The following is a 20789-nucleotide window of genomic DNA, read 5'->3' as shown; positions in this document are numbered from 1 at the left end:
CCTGTTACATTTCCTGAAGCATCAACCGTAGCAACACCTGTATTGCTGCTGCTCCATGCACCAGTTCCACCACCTAGCACAACGCCGTTAGCCGTATATGCGGTTGCTGTTCCTCCAATACAGATTGCACTTGCTCCTGTAACTGAAGTAATAGCAGCGTTTACATTAGTCGTATTAATTGTAGTTTGAGGACTTGATGAACAACCCGCTGCATCTGAATAATTCAAAGTATATGTCCCGGCATCTAAACCAGTTCTATTTAAAGTAGTTCCTCCGTCACTCCAAGAAACATCCAAAACATTAACATCAATATAATGTTGTGGTGTAGTTATATTTTCGAAAAGATCTACAGTTTTAGAATAAACAACTTTGTTAGATGCATCAAGTAATTCTAACAACATATTTTGACCTCTTGTTTGGCAACAATCAGCACGATTATAAATACGTAAATAATCTAAATTTTTTGCTGATGCTAAATCCACCATTATGTACTCATTAATATTTGTAGAATTGCTATGCCAAAAACTACCTAGATTCCCATCAATTGCTCTTAATGGTCCATATGTCGCAGGAGCATTAGTATAAACAGAACTTGATGTAGCTGTAGCACCATTTGCTGACAAAGCAACATTAGTTCCTGTAAAAATCTCATAAGCCTGTATTTCAGCCACTTGTTGCCATGCATCTGCGTCAACATATTTTTGTGTTAATCTAATATACCTAATATTTGTAAGCCCTCCCGAAAGAGCTGGCGTTATAGTTCCGTTATTAGGTGATGGACAGGCTTTATCCGTTTTATTTAATGTAATGGTTGGCGTAGAATTTACTACTACAGTTGCTGATCCCGAAAGCGTAGTTGAACAAGTTGGTGCCGATTGGAATGCAACGCTAACCAAATTATAAACAAATACACCAGAAGTTGTAGTTGACGCAGTAACATTTGCAGTAGAACTAGCGGCAACATTTATGGTAGCATTTGATCCTCCATTTATATTATAAGTAACAGTAATTGGTAAAGTTTGCGGATTTGTAAAAACCACATTTGGCGAACTTGCATTTAAACAAACATTTGCCGACCCACTTATTGTCGCAGTTGGATTAGCAACAACAACCGTTTGAGTTGAAGAAGAGGCCGTGCTAACATTATTTCCACAGCCATTATAAGATCGTACTCTATAATAATACGTTCCAACGGTTAATCCAGTAACATTATAAGAAGTTGCGAATCCAATATCTAGGTTATTGACAACAAAACTTGCAAAAGTACTACTTGTTGAAACATCAATTCTATAACTAGTAGCATTTGACACTGAACTCCAATTAGCAGTAAAACTAGAACAAGTCACATTAGTTGCAACTGCTGAAGTTGGTGCTACTGGCGTTGAATTATTAGGGCTAGTAATAATAGCAACTGCATTTGTACTAAAAACACATGCGGCAGAGCTTGCAGTGGAACCTTTAACATTTCTCCTATAATAAATTCGTGTAGCAACAGTAGGTGTTGTTCCAGGGACTGTATAATCTTTTGCTGTAGCACCAGATATATCATTCCAAGTTATATTATCAGTAGAAGATTGCCATTGGTATAAAACTGGAGCAATTGAATTACTCCCTTGTGTTGCTACAGTAGAACCTGTTAATGCCGTTGTTGTAGATGAACATCTTGCAATTGGCCCAACCGGAGTAACTGTGTTTAAACTTGTTATTGTTGCTGACGCAGGAGTAATAGAAAAAGTTGATGTATTATTGCTATTTTTTTCATAATAATCAAAGACAAGCTGGCTGCTTCCATTTAAATAAACAAGTACATTATCATAAGTTGTTTCTGCTTGTTGAATCCATGCATCAAATACCAATGTTCCATCAACATATAAACGAACACCATCATCTCCTTTTATACTTACAAAATAACAACCCGCAGGATAGACTGCTGAAGTAGTTTGCATTTTATAACGAACAGCAAAGGTTTCCGTATAAAAAGTTTGCGATGTTCCACCTGCGGTAAAAGGGAAACAAGTTGCAGTTCCTGAATAATCCTGAGTAAAAGAAATTGTCGAACCAGATACAGTATTCGCCTGATTAAAATACCCTAAATAATTTCCAAATGCATCTGCATCACTAAGAGGAGAAACACCTGCTGAATCTGAAAAATTATAAACATGTCCAACCCACGAATTTGTACCAGATAAAGCTTGACTATCTGCAGTATTATTACCACCAATATAGCTAACAGTAATATCATCAGTTTGTGTACTAGTTTGGCAATTTGCAGTATTAAAAACTACATATAAAACTCCTGTAAAAGTAGCGGTCCAATCAACGGTTGCTGCGGTAGTACCAGAACTAGCATTTACAGTAGCCAAAGCAGTTGCAGTATTACTTCCATTAAACAATGTCAATCGTTTTGTAAAAGTCCTATTTGTTGCAGTAGTTGCAATACGATATTGTACACCCTGAATAACATTCACGGCTACATATCGATCAACAGGAACTGCAGAAAAAGTGACTCCTCCTGTATTTGGAGAAGAAGTTCTAACTGTTGAATCATAACAAATTGTTTGTGTCGTTCCAAATATTGTATTACTTGCAAACGGACAAAATGCAGGAACTAATTCACCTGTATCTAAAATAGTAGCATCTCTATTTTCTGCACCGACTTGAAATTTTATCTGTGACAATTGTGATGCTGTCAATCCTGTGGCCGAAGTACCAACAAAAATTCTTCCCGTGCTATTAAACGCCCCTGTCCAACCTGTTATAATCAAAGTTTTACCAGAAGTCCATGATATTCCATTACTAGCAGCAAAACTTATTGTATGACTTGACGAACCTAAGGCTATTGTCGAATTATCAGTCAAAGACAAAGTTCCTACCACTTCATTATTTCCTCCGGTAGAATAACTTCCTCCATCAAGCACAATTTTAGTCGCATCTGAAATACGATTATTAGCATTAGGCGCAAGTGCAGCACTTCCTGTTACTGTGAGATTGTTATTCACCGTTATATTAGACCCAACAGTTTTGGTTCCTGAACCTGAAAGAGTAAGATCAGTATAGGTCCCCCCTGAAACTGTTTGATTACCGCTATTATTATATTGTACGTTTGGCACCCAAGTTCGGCCAGCCGGCAAAGGAGTTCCAGTATTTTGAGTCTGCAAAATTCCACTTCCCGAAGTAGATAAACCTCCAGTCATAGCGTATGTTGCCATATTTAGAATAGCTCCTGAAGGAATACTTAAAATTCCCCCAACAGAAAAACCAACACCAGCTGTTGTTGTTGTACCAGTGTTTATCGTTAAACTACTAAAAGAAGTTATTACAGATGAGGGCAGAGTATTTGTTGCAGTCATAATTACCGTTCCCGTACTTGGAACCCAACTTGCTGCTGTTGCTGTTGGATTTACAAGAAAAGAGCCAACATTAAGTATTGATCCAGCGGTCATTGTAACGGTACCTGTACCTCCACCGGTAGCTGTACCTATCGTTATACTTCCTGCACTTAATGTTGCACCTGAAAGAAATGTTATAGTACCTGTTCTATTTGTGTTTCCTGTATCTCCAAGTTGGATATTGCCTACGACATTTAAAGAAGGAGATCCTGAATTTGCAAATGTCAATGTTCCGGCACCACCTGCTAAAGAGCCTAATTGCAAACTTGCACATGTTGCGGTAGTGCTGTTTACTGTTAAAATTGCACCATTCCTAACAATTATGATGTCAGTATTATTTGGCAATCCTCCAGGCCCACTTCCTCCTGCAAGCGCTGACCAATTTGTATTAGCAGTGACAGTAATAGTTGCCGCATTTGAAAATGTAACAACAAAAAACACTCCCAAACAAAGCATCTTAAAACTAAGGCTAAAAGATCTTTCTTTAGAAGAATTAGAAAAATTTAAAAATAAAGAACGAACAAACAATAGTAGTTTTCGAGGCATAGGCGTGGTATTAGATTTGTTTTGGCTTTAAAAGAAAATAAAAACGTGCTGTTTTATTTACAGCAAAACTTTAATTTTGGCTTTTAAATTTTAATTTTTTTAAGTTAAAACACTGTTTTTCAAAGAGGTTAAAACTTGCGATATTATCGTACAAAAATATTATAATTCCGCACACACACAACATTTTAAGCAATTTCTTTTTTAGAAAAAACGCAACAATCGGCAAAAATTTAACAGCAAAATGATTATTTTTAGCACTTATAGTTAAAAAGAAAGAAAAAACTCATGAATTCAGTTTACACAATAAAGGAAGCTTTACAGAAATTAGAACACTTTTGTGCCTATCAAGAACGGTGTCACGACGAGGTAATTTCAAAATTAGAGAGTTTCAAAATGACAACTGATGAAATTGATTTTATTGTTGTAAAATTGATTGAAGACAACTTCTTGAATGAAACTCGTTTTGCATGCAGTTTTGCTCGAGGTAAGCATAGAATGAAACAGTGGGGAAAAATCAGAATTACAAATGAACTTAAACTTAGACATATTTCATCGACAAATATAACATTGGCATTGAAAGAAATTTCACCAGAAGAATACGAAAACACTTTTAATGATCTTGCAGAAAAATGCTGGAATAGCATTCAAGAAAAAAATGTTCTCAAGAAAAGAAAAAAGTGCTGCTACTATCTTCTTCGTCGTGGCTACGAAAGCAATTTTGTTTATGAAAAAGTAAAAATGATGGAGCTAGAATAAGCTCCATTTTTTTTGAAAACATCCTTCCTAAAATCACTTAAAAACAACATTAAAACATCAGAAAATACTTTAATGTTAAAATCTTAATTTATTACGAATTCCAAAGCTTATCTCGCTTTTTTAGAATAAATTTTCCAAAAAATCATAAATTTTATGTTAATTTTTACGATTTTTCCTATATTAAATTTAGTGGATTTATAAGAATTTCCATAAAAAGGCAATTTTAAACATGCATTTCAACGAGTAATTTTAACACTTCATCGATTATTCGGCTATTCCAAAACCAACCTTATTTGAAACTCGTAGATGTCTATATCTTTGTTTGGTTAAATCCTATGCCAGCATAACATCCTGATTAAAACCACTTAACATGACTACTTGGTTTCATTTTGGATGCAATTTTCAATTAAAAAACGGGTATAGGAACGTTAAACAAAACGACAGTTTTTTTTAAAATTTAAATGCCACGATTTATATGATTAGAAAACTACTTTTAAGTGTTTTATTTTTTCTATTGTCTTTTTTTTCTTTTGGAAAAAATACACCAGCTCTCAACATCAACACAATTAGAGCCAATAACTTTTCGGATAAAATTTCCATCGTCGCAAGTACGATAACTAGTACAAGCACTGGAGGAAATTGGAACAGTACAAGTTCATGGGTTGGTGGCGTAGTTCCCTCAGCAACAGATGATGTTGTAATTGCCAGTGGAGCAACAATAACCAGCACCGGAACCATTAATGCTAAAACTTTGACAATCGATGGTACTTTTATCGTATCTGGCACGGTAACGCTTAACTCAATAACGCAATTGACAATTAACGGTTTACTTACTTTTGCAGACAACAATAGTAATATACATCTGCCATCTGGCACAGCCGTAAAAGTTAATTCTCCAGGAAAAGTTGATAATAGTGTAGGTTGTTCAAACAATGTTGCTATTTATATCGGAACTATAAAAATCGCTGCCTGCACAGGAAATGGTGGCGGTACAGTATATAGTTTTTCTGAGTTTAATAGTGGTGGCGGAACAATGAATGCAATTGCAAATTCAAATTCGCCAGTTTGTCAAAATGGGACGATTAATCTAACCGGTTCTTACTCAGGCTCAGCAGGAACAAAAACTTCAGGAGGTGCAGCAGGCGTAAATTACTCTTGGAGCATGAAAGCACCTGATGGAACTACAACTACAAGTAATTCACAAAATTATAATTTGACTGCAAGTCAGACAGGTAGTTATACAGCAATCTTAACCTGTACAACATATTACGGAAACGATTTATATACAAGTACAAGCACAATTACTGTAGCAGTAAGTCAAGCTTTTAGTCTTACTTCAGTAACTGCTGTAAAATGTACTTCTTCAAGTACGCCTATTATTACCTTAAATTCAACCGCATCTGGTTTACCAACTGGAACCTACACTGTAACCTATAACACAACTAATCCATCCGCAACAGCCAAAACAGCAACAATGACTGTTAGTACAGCTGGAAGTGGAAGTTTTACATCTACAGATTTAACCACAGTTAACTCTAGCACTATAACAATTACAAATTTAGCAAGCGGCTCAAGTGGCAATTCATGTAGTAATACAATTTCAAGTGGTAATACAGCAACTTTACAAACACCTCCTTCACCACAATCTGGATATTTAGCTTATGTTGCTCCAGCTTGCTTTAATTCTCCAATTACAATCAACTTAACAGGAACTATTGTAGGAGCAGTTGTTAGATGGGAAAAAAGATTAAGTCCATCGACTACGTGGACAACTATTGCAAACACAACCAATTCATACACAGAAACACCTGCAACTGCAGGAACTTGGGAATATAGAGTAATGGTTGGAGATGTGAACTGTGGGACCGTTTATACAGGTGTTCTACAAGTTGAAATACGACCAGAATTAACTGTAACACTTAATTCGACCAACTCTCCAGTTTGTAAAAATGGTGTAAGTAGCACTTTAAATTATAGCGCCACAACCGGCTCTCCAAATGGATATGCATTAGTTTTTGACAGCGCGGCTAAGTCAGCTGGCTTTGGAGATCAGGGTGGTTCCTTTACTGCTGGTTCTGGCACAATTGCCATAAATGTTCCTTATGGCGTAGCCGTTGGCACCTATAACGCAACTGTTAGAGTATTTATTTATTCCACATCTTGCACGAGCGTAACCTATCCTGTAACTGTCACTGTATCTGCTCAAATAGCGTCAGTTTCAATAGCACCAACCGCTACCCAAAACTTTTGCACATCAGGGAATGTTTTAACTGTTACTGAATCAGGAGGCACAATAACTTCTAGACAATGGGGCAAAAGATCTGTTTCAGGAGGTACAATAACTCCAATTTCAGGTGCTACAGGAAATACATATCTACCAACTAGTTCCGATTTAACAACAGGAACTTGGTATCTCGTATGTACATCATCAAATGGAGGTTGTATTGTAACTTCAAATGAAGTAATAGTAAATATTGGAAATATAGTTGGAAACGCGTCATCAACTCCTACACTATGTGTCGGCACTCCTCTATCACCAGCTATAACTCATACCACAATAAATGCAACTGGAATAAACAGCGCTGGTATTACCGGTTTGCCATCAGGAGTTACTGCATCATGGAATGCAAATACTATAACAATCAGTGGAACTCCATCCGCAACGGGGACTTTTAACTATAGCATTCCTTTGACCGGCTGTGGAAATGCAGTAAATGCTACCGGAACAATTACAGTAACAACATTATCAACAGCACCAACTGGCGCAACAGGAAATACTACTATTTGTAACGGAGCAAGCACTACACTTACTGTAACGGGAGGATCTCTCGGAACGGGGGCAACGACACAATGGTATACAGGATCATGTGGAGGGACTCTCGCAGGAACTGGAAATAGTATCACAGTGTCTCCCACAACAAATACTACTTACTATGTACGATATAGCGGAAGTTGCAATACAACTTCTTGTGCAACCGTGGTTGTTACAGTAACACCTACAAATACAGCAACTTCATCATCAAACCCTAGTGTTTGTGTTGGTGTATCTATGACATCTATAACACACACTACAACTGGAGCAACTGGAATTGGAACACCAACAAATCTACCTCCTGGACTGACAGCCTCTTGGTTATCTAATACTATAACAATTGGAGGGATGCCAAATACGCCTGGAAACTATTCATATAGTATTCCATTAAATGGTGGTTGCGGTTCAGTAAGTGCAACCGGAACAATAACGGTAAATGCTAATCAAACGGTATCAAATGCTTCATCAAGCCCAAGTATTTGTATTAACTCAACTATGCCTTCAGTAACTCATACTACAACAGGTGCTACAGGAATATCTAACAATGCAGTATCAGGTGCAAATGGTTTGCCTGCAGGAGTTTCGGCATCATGGTCATCTAATACAATAACAATCAGCGGAATGCCTACAGCTTCAGGAACTTTTGACTATAGCATACCATTAACTGGTGGCTGTGGAAGCGCAAATGCAACCGGAAGGATTACAGTAAATCCAGCTAATACTGTAACTTTAACTTCTGCAACAGGAACTGATGCTCAGAACATTTGCAAAGGTAGTGCCATAACAGCAATAAGATATGCTACCACAGGAGCCACAGGAGCAGACGTAACAGGATTACCTGCAGGAGTTACGGGAACTTGGGCATCAAATGTTTTAACTATAACAGGAACTCCTACAACTACGACAGGAGGTACATTCAATTACACCGTTACCTTGTTAAACGGATGTGGAAACGTTACAACAACAGGAACGATTACTGTAGCGGTCCCTAACAGAGGACAAGTACATGGTGGAAAACACATCTGCCTTGGAGATGACAGCCCACAATTATACATGGGAACTTTTAGTGGTACTATTATAAAATGGCAATATAGTGATGACCCGGCAGAATCTAGTGGAAGCTGGATCGACATACCAAATACTGCAAATTTAACTACTTATCAACCCGCAAAATTAACAGCACTTAGGACCTTCAGAACGGTAGTGCAAAACGGAACATGCCCTGCAGAAACAGCAGTTCAAACCAGAATTGATATCGATATAAGACCAACATTTACGGTCTCGCCTTCAGCAATAAGTTGCCCAAATACGGATGTAACCTATACCACTCAATCTGGGCAAGGTAATTATAGATGGACTGTTCCTGGAACTTTAGGAACCGATTATACTATAACTTCCGGAGGAGTTTCAACATCTAGTAGTACCGTAACTTTAAAATGGTTGACAGCTGGTTCAAAAACGGTTACAGTTACCTATTCAAATGCTTGTTCTAATAATCCTGTGGCTAGTTCAACTACTACTATTAACACATATAGTGTTTCTTCTGGTCCAGTAAATTTATCGGTTTGTATTAATACCCCAATAAATTCATTTTCTCATACTTTACAAGGTTATGATGGTATTGGAACAGGCTCATTTAATTTACCTTCTGGATTGAACGTAAATTATGACAGTACAAATAAATTAGTAACAATTAGCGGTACTCCAACCAGTGCAGGGTCTTTCAATTATTCTATTCCCTTAACTGTTAGTGGTTGCTCAATATCTGGCGAAGCAAAAGGAACAATCGTTGTTAATGCGCTTCCAGCAACTCCGTCAGCAAGTGTAACCACACAACCAACCTGCTCAGGAACAAAAGGAACAATTACAATAACTGCAACTGCTGGATATACTTACAGCATTGACGGAACAAACTATTACAATCAAACTGTATTTAGTTCTCTTGATCCAGGGAATTATACCGTAACAGCTAAAAATGCATCTGGATGTATTTCATCATCAGGAACATTATTGCAAGTAAACACTCCTGCGTCAAAAACCTGGACTGGAACAACTAGTGCCGACTGGAACGTTGCTTCAAACTGGAATCCAGCTGCAATTCCAACTTCATCAGACTGTGTTATTATCCCAGCGGGAGTTATAAATAATCCGGTCATTTCGGGAACAAATGGAAATTTCTATGCTTACACATTAACTGTAAATGACCAAGGAAATTTAACCGTTAAAAGTGGCAACACCCTTAGAGTTACAAGTTCAGTAAATGTATTATCATCAGCAACAACAGCTGGTACATTGTTTTTTGAAAGCACTTCTAGTTTAATACAAACTGACACTAATCCAAATATCAATACGGGTAAAATCAAATACCAACGCACAAGCCTTCCGATCCGTCTTGCCGATTACATTTATTGGTCATCACCTGTTCAAGGGCAGACTTTAGCTGGAGTCTCTCCTCAAACTTCAGGCGACAAATATTTTAGCTATGACGGAAGCAAATGGGTTGGCACAGATAAAACAAGTGTAATGACTGTCGGCAAAGGATACATCATTCGTGGTCCGCAGACCTATTCGAATACAACAAGAACAGCTTATACAGCAACTTTCTCTGGAGTGCCTAATAACGGGAATTTGACAGGAGAAACTGTAGTCGCAAACAAGTTTTATTTAGTTGGAAACCCTTATCCTTCGGCATTGGATGCTGATACGTTCATCAGAGACAATTTCTCAATCTTAGAAGGAACACTATATTTCTGGACTCATAACACCCCGGTGGTTTTAGGAGGCGCTTACCAATATTCTACGGATGATTATGCAAGTTACAACCTAAGCGGAAGCGTTAAGACTTCTAAGGAGGCTGCTTCAGGAACAAATGCTACCGGAAACAACAATGAAAAACCGAGCGGCAAAATTGGAGCTGGCCAATCATTTTTTGCAGGTACAAAAGCTGCTGGCACAATTGTATTCAACAATGACATGCGAGGTGGAGCTGCTGACAACACACAATTCTTCAAACCTGGAAAAAATTCTAAAACTGGCGCTCTTGAAAAAAATCGTGTTTGGTTGAACATGGAAAATAGCAGTGGCGCATTCAAACAGTTGTTAGTTGGATATATTGAAGGCGCAAGCAATTCTTATGAAAGCGGATTTGATGGTGTAAGTTTTGACGGAAATAAATATCTTGATTTTTACAGTATTAATGATGTCAGCAATTTAGTAATTCAAGGTCGTGCTCTTCCGTTTACAGATACTGATACGGTTCCATTAGGTTACCGAACTACTATTGCAGATGACTTTACCATCTCAATCGATGAAACTGATGGAAGCATGACTACTCAGAAGATCTATCTAGAAGATAAGACAACAGGTACAATTCATGACTTAACGCAAAGCAATTACACTTTTACAACTACAGCGGGAACTTTCGCTGATCGTTTTGTACTTCGTTACACTAATAAATCTTTAGGAACTGGAGATTTCGAAAACATCGAAAATGGAGTGCTAATTTCTGTAAAAGATAAAATAGTGAAAGTGATTTCATCTAAAGAAAATCTGAAAGAAGTAAGTGTTTATGACATTTCAGGAAAACTGCTTTACACTAAAACAAAAGTAAGTTCAACTGAATTACAGCTTTCAAACTTACAATCAAGCAACCAAGTCTTAATTGTAAAAGTGACCTTAGAAAATGATTTCACTGTTTCGAAAAAGGTTATTTTCAATTAATTTCTTATCGAAAAATCTCAAAATCCGACAGCAAAAGCTGTCGGATTTTTACATATAATAACCACACAAAATACATTCTAACAAAAACTAAGAGTCTTTAAAACCTACTAAAGATTTCGTTTTATTTTAAAAGCCAAAACAAAACCGCCCCCAAATTGTATGAGCCCAAAAATACTTTTATCTGCTCGTTTTCTTTTTTCAAAAAGAACGACTCTCTTTTTTCTATTCGCTACATTTCAAATAAATGCCCAAAGTGATGTCACCAGAATTTACACGGACTGGAACGGTTATTGGACCTCCAACAAAGCAACACTTGCAGGAAATCAACCAGACGATGCTAATAATTTATTAGCCTTTACATGGAAAAATACAACTTATTCTACTGGAGTAAACAATAGTATACTTGATTCAAAAGGCGTAGTATACAATGCTCAAAAATTTAGAGCTTTAAAAATTCAATCTTTAGCATCAGGCACTTCCACGTACTTTTTACAGGGTTCAATGATTGATGGATTGCCAACTACTGCCAAACTTGTACCTTCAATATCAGGATCAAATGCTACGGGTGCTGAACTTGCGTCAAGACTTACCGATGGCAGCTATGGCTTATCACTTGGAACTGGTATTGCAAACATTGCCACAGGTAAAGCTGAATTTAAAATTGGAACAAACAATCTAAATTTGAGTGGACTTAACGATGGTTTTCCTGACTTAATTGTGACTCAGGTAGCCGACCCTGGAGGATCTGCATCGGCCGATCTCTTTAAATTTGTAGATGCCGCAGGAAACACGGTAGGAACAGAAATATCATTTTTATTTAGCCCTGTTCAGGTAGTAGGTACATATAGCCTCGATCTTTTTAAAGTGGATGGAACTCCTAGTGCTTTTCCTGTGGCTTCAACACGAGATATTCGAATATTAGGAATAGAAACTAGTTCTTTTGGAATAACAGCTGCCAATGCCGCTCAAGTTGATCGATTTGTAGTTACTTTCTCTGGCAGTTCTGATTGTGCTTTTATTGCTTTCAATAGAAATTCACTAAAAATAGCAGAATTAACCTTGGTAAAAAAAGCAACGCTTTCCAATTGTGGCAAGCTCGGCGATATAATAAATTACTCTTTTGAAGTCACTAATACCGGAGAAGTTCCAATAACAGATATAAATGTTACAGATCCCGCATCAAGCACTGTAATAACAGGCAATCCAATTGCATCAATAGCTCCTGGAGCAACAGTTACTTTAACTGGCACACACACTATTACTGCTGCAGATGTTACACTCGGAAAAGTTATCAACAACGTTAAAGTTACAGGAACTGATCCGTCACTGAATACGGTTGAAGATTTATCTGTTCCATTAACCACTATTTTGTTAACACCACCATCCATTGGAACGATAAACAACATTACTTGTTCAAATTCAGGAACAGTTGTTTTAAATGATTTACCAGCCACCGGAACATGGACATTGGAAAGAAGCCCTGCTGCACCATCTGTTTACGGAACAGGAACCTCTACAACAATTTCGAATTTAGCAGCTGGAACCTATACTTTTAGAGTTACAAATAGTACCGGTTGCAAATCTCCTGTTAGTGCAGATGTGAAAATTACAAACCAGTCTTCTACAACTTGGAACGGCTCAACATGGTCCAACGGCAATCCAGATGCAACAAAAAATGTTCTTTTTTCTGGCCCGTACACGATTTCGGCAGACTTAGAGGCATGTTCTTGCACCATCAATTCAGGAGTCAATCTCACAGTTCCATCAGGAAAAACATTAAAGATTCTTAATGCACTTAACGTATCATCAACTGGATCTTTAAATTTTGAAAATAATTCTAGCTTATTGCAAACTAATACAGCTACAAATATTAATAGTGGTATTATTTCATATAAACGCACAAGCCTTCCAATTCGTCTTGCCGATTACATTTATTGGTCATCACCTGTTCAAGGGCAGACTCTAGTGGGAGTCTCTCCTCAAACTTCAGGTGACAAATATTTTAGCTATGACGGAAACAAATGGGTCGGCACAGATAAAACAAGTGTAATGACTGTCGGCAAAGGATACATCATTCGTGGTCCGCAAACCTATTCGAATACAACAAGAACAGCTTATACGGCAACCTTCTCTGGAGTGCCTAATAACGGGAATTTGACAGGAGAAACTGTAGCAGCAAACAAGTTTTATTTAATTGGAAATCCTTATCCTTCAGCATTGGATGCTGACACGTTCATCAGAGACAATTTCTCAATCTTAGAAGGAACACTATATTTCTGGACTCATAACACCCCGGTGGTTTTAGGAGGCGCTTACCAATATTCTACAGATGATTACGCAAGTTATAACCTAAGCGGAAGTGTTAAGACTTCTAAGGAGGCTGCTTCAGGAACAAATGCTACAGGAAACAACAATGAAAAACCAAGCGGCAAAATTGGAGCTGGCCAATCATTTTTTGCAGGTACAAAAGCTGCTGGTACAATTGTATTCAACAACGATATGCGAGGTGGAGCTGCTGACAACACACAATTCTTTAAACCAGGAAAAACTTCTAAAACGGGAGCTCTTGAAAAAAATCGTGTTTGGCTGAATATGGAAAATAGCACAGGCGCATTCAAACAGTTATTAGTTGGATATATTGAAGGCGCAAGTAATTCATATGAAAGCGGATTTGATGGTGTAAGTTTTGACGGAAATAAATATCTTGATTTTTACAGCGTTAACAACGGAAGCAATCTAGTAATTCAGGGAAGAGCTCTTCCATTTACGGATACTGATACCGTTCCATTAGGATACCGAACTACTATTGCAGATGACTTTACCATCTCAATTGATGAAACTGATGGAAGCATGACTACTCAGAAGATCTATCTAGAAGATAAGGCAACAGGTACAATTCATGACTTAACGCAAAGCAATTACACTTTTAAAACTACAGCGGGAACTTTCGCTGATCGTTTTGTGCTTCGCTATACCAATAAATCTTTAGGAACTGGAGATTTCGAAAACATCGAAAACGGAGTTTTGGTTTCTGTAAAAGATAAAATAGTGAAAGTGATTTCATCTAAAGAAAACTTGAAAGAAGTAAAAGTTTATGATATTTCAGGAAGACTGCTTTACACGAAAACGAAAGTAAGTTCAACTGAATTACAACTTCCAAACTTACAATCAAGCAACCAAGTCTTAATTGTAAAAGTGACCTTAGAAAATGATTTCGCTGTTTCCAAAAAGATTATTTTTCAATAATCATATTAATATTTCACAAAAAAATCCAGTCTACAACAGACTGGATTTTTTTTATTTTTAAAAAACGTTATTATCTCTTTTCAACCAAAACACTAACTGCATTTCCACCAAAACCAACTGCATTTACTAATACCTTTTTAATAGGCTTTGTTTGATTCTGTTTTTCTCCAAACGGAACTCCAATGAAAGTATTATGTTGCATCATCAATAGGGCGAGTTCTAGACTCAGAATCCCTGAAGCACCAAACGTATGCCCGATTTTCCATTTATTAGTCGTTAATAATGGTATATGAGACCCAAATACTTTCTCGATTGCACGAAGTTCTGTCAAATCGCCTTTTATCGTTCCTGGCGCATGCATTACGATTGCATCAATGTTTTCGATATCTTCATTTTCCAAAGCCATTTTCATTGATTTCTGAAAACAAGTTGCCTCGGCCGAAATCGAAATATTATGTTCCAAAACTTCGGTTGCATAACCAACACCAGTTACATAAGCAATTGCATTCTCTGTTTCACCAGCTTCTAAACAACAAACAGCCGCACCTTCACCCAAAATCATGGTATTTTGTGTTTTCTCAAAATCAAAAGCTAGATTTGGCCAAGCTTCTTGATTCTGATCAATGCGTGAATAGATCTTTAAAGCTCTCATTTGAGCAATTGTAAAATCGGTCAACGGCGCTTCACTTCCTCCCACCAAAAACTTATCCGACATTCCCGATTTTAGCCAAGCAACGCCATTTAATAAAGCATGAAGCGCTGTTGAACAGGTTATCGAATGCGAAATTTCGGGACCTGTACTCTGCAAATCATGAGCAATCCAAGATGAAATATTTCCTAAAGTTGTTGTTGGAGAAGCTAAAGTCTGCGCTTTTCCAGTATCGATATATTCTTTAAAGTGTTTTTCGAATAAATCTGTTGCTCCTCTCGAAGATCCAATATTTATTCCAAAAACATCATCTGAATTCCAACCTGCTTGCTGAACTGCCTTTCGAGAAACTGCCAAAGCAAATAATACAGAATCATCCAAAAACTTATATTTAGCATCAGATTCTCTTATCTCAGCAACAATTCGTTTTGATTCGTCGCTAAGCGGAGCTGTTGATGTTTCTTGCTGATCCAAAAATTGTTTTGAAAAACAATGATTATTATTGAGATAATTTGCCCAAACTTCGTCAACACTATTTCCTAAAGGCGAAATAGATGAAAAAGCGGTTATGGAGATTTTCTTATTCAATGTTGTGGTTTTTGAACCACAAAGTTCGCTAATGTTTTGCTTAAATCAAACCATATAAGTGATATAAGTAAATTTAAGCATAGTTCTAAAATGAACTTATATTACTTATATGGTAAAAATTATTTACACCATCTCGATGGCTTCTTCAATCGTTTTATAAACTTTATTTAGTTGGTCGTCAGTCATTATATACGGTGGCAAAATGTAAACGATATTTCCAACCGGTCTTAAAACCACTCCGTTTTCAATGAAGAAATTATATAACTTAGTACGCATTGAACCATAATAACTTTCCTCTGAATTTGATTTTATCTCCACGGCAAAAATAACTCCCAATGTTCTAGCCGTCGCTACTTTTGGATGATTTTCAATTTTCTTCTGAAATTCTAAATGACTACTATTAATTCTTTGAATATTCATTTGCATTTCATCTGTTTCTAATAATTCCATACTTGCCAACGCCGCCGCGCAACCTGTTGGATTTGCCGTAAAAGTATGTCCGTGAAACAGCGCTTTATTAATATCATCATCATAAAAAGCATCAAAAACTTCTTGCGTAAAAGTTGTAATCGCCATCGGAATTGTTCCTCCAGTTAATGCTTTTGATAAACAAATCATATCTGGATCGGCATTTACATAATCCATTGCGAAGGTTTTTCCAGTTTTACCAAAACCAGTCATAACTTCATCGGCAATCGTTAAAACCTTCTTTTCTTTACAAATTTCAATGAGTTTTTGTAATGCTTCTGGTTCATACATTACCATTCCCGCCGCACCTTGTACTAACGGTTCAAAAATAAATCCGGCACATTTATGGTTTTGGATTGCATTTTTTAACGCTTCAAAACTTGCCTCTTCTTGCCCTTTTAGTGGAACCGGAATTCGGACTACATCAATAAACATTCCTTGAAAAGCCTGCGTATAAAATGATATTCCGCTTGCCGCCATTGCAGCAAAAGTATCTCCATGAAAAGCATTTTCAAAAGCGATAATCGTTGTGCGTTTTTCACCTTTATTAAAAAAATACTGCAATGCGACTTTTATTGCTACTTCAACTGCTGTTGAACCATTGTCTGAGAAAAAGATTTTTTGCTGATTCTTTGGCAGAATTTCCATTAACTTTTCTGCTACTTTGATTGCCGGTTCGTGCGTGAATCCGCCAAATAAAACATGTTCTAAAGTCGTCAATTGTTTGTAAATCGCATCGGCAATAAATTTATTACTGTGCCCAAACGGATTTACCCACCAAGATGCAATCGCATCTATGTATTCTTTATTGTTTTCGTCCCAAAGCAATGCGCCTTCTCCTCTAGCTATTGCAATCGGAGTTTGAGAAGTTTTGTGTTGTGTATAAGGATGCCAAAGATATTGGCCGTCTTTTTCTTGTAAAGTCATTTTGTGAAATGTTTTCTGTTAGATGTGAAATGAAATCATTTGATTTTTTACAAAACACATTTTACATTTTTAATAAATTTTCTCGGAACAAATCGGCGTATTCTTTAATTACATTTTGATCGAAATAGGGTTCTTCATCAATTCTTCCGATACATTTTATTCCGGTTTTATTCAGAATCAAACTTTCCGTCGATTTGTTTTCGCTTCCGCTAAAGATAATTCCGTCCACTTGAAAACCTTTATTCTGAATCGCTTCAATCGTCAACAAAGTATGATTGATACTTCCCAAATAATGTCTTGAAACTACAATTATTTTATAATCGTCCTGAATCAAATCGGCAATCGTATCTTTTTCGTTTAACGGAACAAAAATGCCACCCGCACCTTCAATAACCAAATGGTTTTCTGTTTTAGGCTCTTGAATTTCTTTTAAATCAATTTGGATTCCGTCAATTTCAGCAGCTAAATGCGGACTTGCTGGTGTATTTAACTCATAAGCATTCGGGAAAAATTGAGATTTTGAATTTGATATTTTAGATTTCACTTTGTGCGTATCGCTAAAATCTAAATCTCCGGCCTGTACCGGTTTCCAATAATCAGCTTCTAAAGCTTCAACCACAATTGTCGAAGCTACGGTTTTGCCAACATCAGTTGAAATTCCTGTTATAAATATTTTCATAAATTATTGTTTCGCAAGATTCACCAAGAAGACACAAAGCAACACAAAGAAAAATATTTTGCGAATCTCTGTGCCTTCTCCGTGAATCTCTGAGTGATATTCTTCACAAAAATACCAATAAAAACAAAGCCCATCAATTATGATGGGCTTGTTCTTTATTCTTCCTTTAATTCGTCAATTACTTTTTTGATTTCTTTGGCATATCTTCCATAAGAATAGTGAACCGTCCATTCCATTGCCAGCCCCATAAATAAAATAGAAGTTGCAATACCTGCAAAAACACTTATGAGCTGCCTACTAGTAAAGTTATCAACATCAAAACCTGGATGTTGTGAAATTTTATTGTACCAAACACCAATTATAAACAGCACCATAAATGGAGTTAAAGCAAATCCGAAAGTTTTATACAACTCCATATTAAGCCTTATATCAAAGTACGTTTCATATAAACTGTCTTTTGTTTTCAAAGCAATCTTATTCAATCTCTTATAAAAGAAATAAAGTTTGAGCAAATAATAAACGGACACAGCAAAAATTATACTGAAAAGCAAATAAAAAGGCAAAATCCATTTTTCAGGAAATTGAAAAATATAAGGGCTTAACCCAATAAATAATACAGCAATCGTCTGCCCTATAAGTTCATTTCTCAGATTCTTTCTAATCTTGTCCAAAGGCGTATTAGCCGATTGTATTTTTTCTAAATTATCTGGAAGAACTACATTGTCAGTCTTTTCGCTGTTCCATGCGTTTTGTATATCGTTAAAATCCATATCCTTGATTTTTAATTATCTCTTTTAATTTTTCTTTTGCTCTGTTTAATTTCACTCTGGCATTTCCTTCAGAGATACCAAGATTTTCTCCAATTTCCTTATGAGAAAAACCTTCTAACTGATAAAAAATAATAGCTTTATCAATCTTTTCGAGTTTTTGCACTGCTTTATAAAAATGGTCTAGCTGACTTTCTTTTATATGTGAATCGCCTTCATCGTCTTTAATATTTTCCGAAGCAATTTCGTATTTGTCCACCTTTCGCTTTTCTTTTCTTAGGAAAACGATCGCTGTATTTACTGCAACTCGATACATCCAAGTCGAAAACTGGCTTTCGTTTCTAAATGTTTCATACGATTTCCAAAGCTGACAGACAATTTCCTGAAATAAATCCTGCTGATCATCATAATTATCCATGTACATTTTCGAGACTTTGTACAGAATTCCTTTATGACTTTCTATCCGATTTAAAAACTCTTGTTCTTTCTCTTTCAAAATAGTTTTAGTTCATTACTGGTTTTACAATATATCCTGCTTTTCTTAATAAATTAATCACTCCAAATTCTCCTCCTAAATGTCCTGAGCCAACTGCAAAAAATACGCTTTCATTTTTCATCATTTGAGGCATTTCCTTTACCCAATTCAAGTTTCTTCCATCCAACATCAATTTTCGTGTGGCCTCATTCATAAATTTTTTATCCGTTACAAGATTGAATAAAAGATCAATATTTTCTGCCTTATATGCTGCAACTAATTTAGTTGTTTCTTCTGGATTTGATTCACCCAACATGTCTATCATTTCATCATTTGAATAGGCATTCCCAAAAATTTCCAATTGAGACTTTACTGTTTCTAATCCGCCAATAACAATATTTCTTTTTTTGGCCATTTCAATAAATTCCATTTCATAAAGTTTGATATCGGTACAACCAAAAGTTTTCATTGAAATTAAACTCATTACGGTCACTAAACTAAAATTATCGACTTGCTGTACCGACATCCCAGCTGTACTTTTCAAAATACCATCTAATTTAGACAATTGCTCCGGCTTTAATAATTTGCTTAAAGGTTCTTTTCCCATTGCCATTTTTTGCATGTTTGTCGCTTCTACCGGATCTGCAAAATTGATTTCGAGCACTAATTTGTTAGATGCATTAATTGCTTTTTTTGCTTTTTCAGAAAGAAAATAATCTGGCGTGCAAATCATATGAATCGTTCCATATACATAAGAAGGTTTTTCCAAACCGTTTCCTGAAATTTCCCATAAAAGTGAGTTTTCAAGTTTTGGAGATTTTGTTTGTGCTTGCGCAGATGAACTAAAAACAAATACGATAATTGCTATTACTGCTTTGATTAAATTTTTCATGATTTTGATTGATTAAAGTTGATTGATGATTGATTTGATTAATTATTTGATTGACTGATAATGATTTGATTGATGATTGACGTCCATTTATTTTTTACTGTATTTTTTTCGTCGCCATGAAGCAATCGATACAATAAATAGACAGATCATTGTTAGAAGCATACTATCGTTTGGTTTATCAAAAATAAATTGCTTTGTCAAAGCATATCCAAGCCCCAAAGAAGTTAAAAAGATAAATAAGAAATCTGATATTGATTTGCTAACTGAAGTTGATTGTGTTTTCATAATTGTTTTAGTTTATTTGATTACGGCTCGTAAGTGACCAAACAATCAAAACGTTACAAAAAAAATTAAAATTTTTTTAAAAAGTGAGGAAATACAATGCTTTAGAGAATAAAAAAAGCCCACAGATCGAACTGATCAAACAGGTTTTCACAGATTATTTGTATTTTGTTTCCTATTATTTGTGTAGATAATTCGCTTAAATTCTGGTGTTTCTCCAAAATTCAATAACAACCCAACTTGAATTTGAGTTGATTTTAGATAATTCATTAATTGGGCAATATGCGAACTTGATACACATTCGCATGCTTTAAGTTCAAGAATAATAGAATCTTCAACTAATAAATCAGCATAAAACTCACCCACTAATTGCTTTTTAAAGTAAACTTTGATTTGCTTTTGAGCCTAAACTTTATATCCTTGCGACTTTAGCTCAAAATACATTGCATTTTGATAGACCTTTTCAAGAAATCCATAACCAAGTTGATTATAAACATCATAAAACACCTTTAATATTGGCTTAGTGATTTCCTTATGCAATAATTCATTCATAAAATATCAGTGCAAACCCGTTTGACCCGTTTTTATCCGTG

General features: G+C 36.1%; 10 protein-coding genes and 1 pseudogene. 3 read left to right on the top strand and 8 right to left on the bottom strand.

All coding sequences use genetic code 11. From position 1 onward, the window contains the following. Positions 1-3830 (bottom strand): beta strand repeat-containing protein (locus tag AAYQ19_RS13130; RefSeq protein WP_343536822.1); only part of this gene is annotated, 3830 nt, incomplete at its 3' end. 390 nt (positions 3831-4220) lie between these two features. On the opposite strand from AAYQ19_RS13130, the gene AAYQ19_RS13125 reads away from it, so the two are divergent. From AAYQ19_RS13125 to AAYQ19_RS13115, 3 genes are all read left to right on the top strand, one after another. Further along, complete coding sequence (locus AAYQ19_RS13125) at positions 4221-4691, top strand: regulatory protein RecX (protein ID WP_343536812.1); 471 nt, start codon at positions 4221-4223, stop codon at positions 4689-4691. 475 nt (positions 4692-5166) lie between these two features. After that, entirely contained in the window at positions 5167-11223 is a 6057-nt protein-coding gene (locus tag AAYQ19_RS13120; RefSeq protein WP_343536811.1) for a RemA C-terminal-like gliding motility protein, read from the top strand. A 159-nt stretch (positions 11224-11382) separates the two neighbouring features. Next, positions 11383-14469 (top strand): RemA C-terminal-like gliding motility protein, encoded by a 3087-nt coding sequence (locus tag AAYQ19_RS13115; protein WP_343536810.1) that lies wholly within the window; start codon positions 11383-11385, stop codon positions 14467-14469. Positions 14470-14539: 70 nt separating this feature from the next. Here the strand turns inward: AAYQ19_RS13115 and AAYQ19_RS13110 are convergent, their stop codons facing one another. The 7 genes and pseudogenes from AAYQ19_RS13110 to AAYQ19_RS13080 form a co-directional block, all read right to left on the bottom strand. Then, on the bottom strand, positions 14540-15706 hold the full coding sequence (locus AAYQ19_RS13110) for a beta-ketoacyl synthase N-terminal-like domain-containing protein (protein WP_343536809.1): 1167 nt from the start codon (positions 15704-15706) through the stop codon (positions 14540-14542). Positions 15707-15829: 123 nt separating this feature from the next. After that, positions 15830-17101 carry an adenosylmethionine--8-amino-7-oxononanoate transaminase gene (bioA, locus tag AAYQ19_RS13105; RefSeq protein ID WP_343536808.1) on the bottom strand — a complete coding sequence of 424 codons (1272 nt, stop codon included), beginning with the start codon at positions 17099-17101 and terminating at the stop codon, positions 15830-15832. A 61-nt stretch (positions 17102-17162) separates the two neighbouring features. Next, positions 17163-17780 carry a dethiobiotin synthase gene (bioD, locus tag AAYQ19_RS13100; RefSeq protein WP_343536807.1) on the bottom strand — a complete coding sequence of 206 codons (618 nt, stop codon included), beginning with the start codon at positions 17778-17780 and terminating at the stop codon, positions 17163-17165. 155 nt (positions 17781-17935) lie between these two features. Further along, positions 17936-18550, bottom strand: a complete 615-nt coding sequence (locus AAYQ19_RS13095) for a hypothetical protein (protein WP_343536805.1) — start codon at positions 18548-18550, stop codon at positions 17936-17938. Further along, positions 18540-19043 (bottom strand): RNA polymerase sigma factor, encoded by a 504-nt coding sequence (locus AAYQ19_RS13090; RefSeq protein WP_026727493.1) that lies wholly within the window; start codon positions 19041-19043, stop codon positions 18540-18542. Before AAYQ19_RS13090 ends, AAYQ19_RS13095 begins: the two co-directional genes overlap by 11 nt. Positions 19044-19050: 7 nt before the next feature. Continuing rightward, positions 19051-19914, bottom strand: a complete 864-nt coding sequence (locus tag AAYQ19_RS13085; RefSeq protein WP_343536803.1) for a TraB/GumN family protein — start codon at positions 19912-19914, stop codon at positions 19051-19053. A 432-nt stretch (positions 19915-20346) separates the two neighbouring features. Continuing rightward, positions 20347-20748 (bottom strand): annotated as a pseudogene (locus AAYQ19_RS13080) (GxxExxY protein). Positions 20749-20789 lie beyond the last annotated feature (41 nt).

Origin of the sequence: Flavobacterium mesophilum (assembly GCF_039581405.1) — a bacterium.
GTDB lineage: Bacteria > Bacteroidota > Bacteroidia > Flavobacteriales > Flavobacteriaceae > Flavobacterium.
The sequence above is the reverse complement of the archived record's forward strand: the minus strand, read 5'-3'. Positions and strand labels throughout refer to the sequence as shown.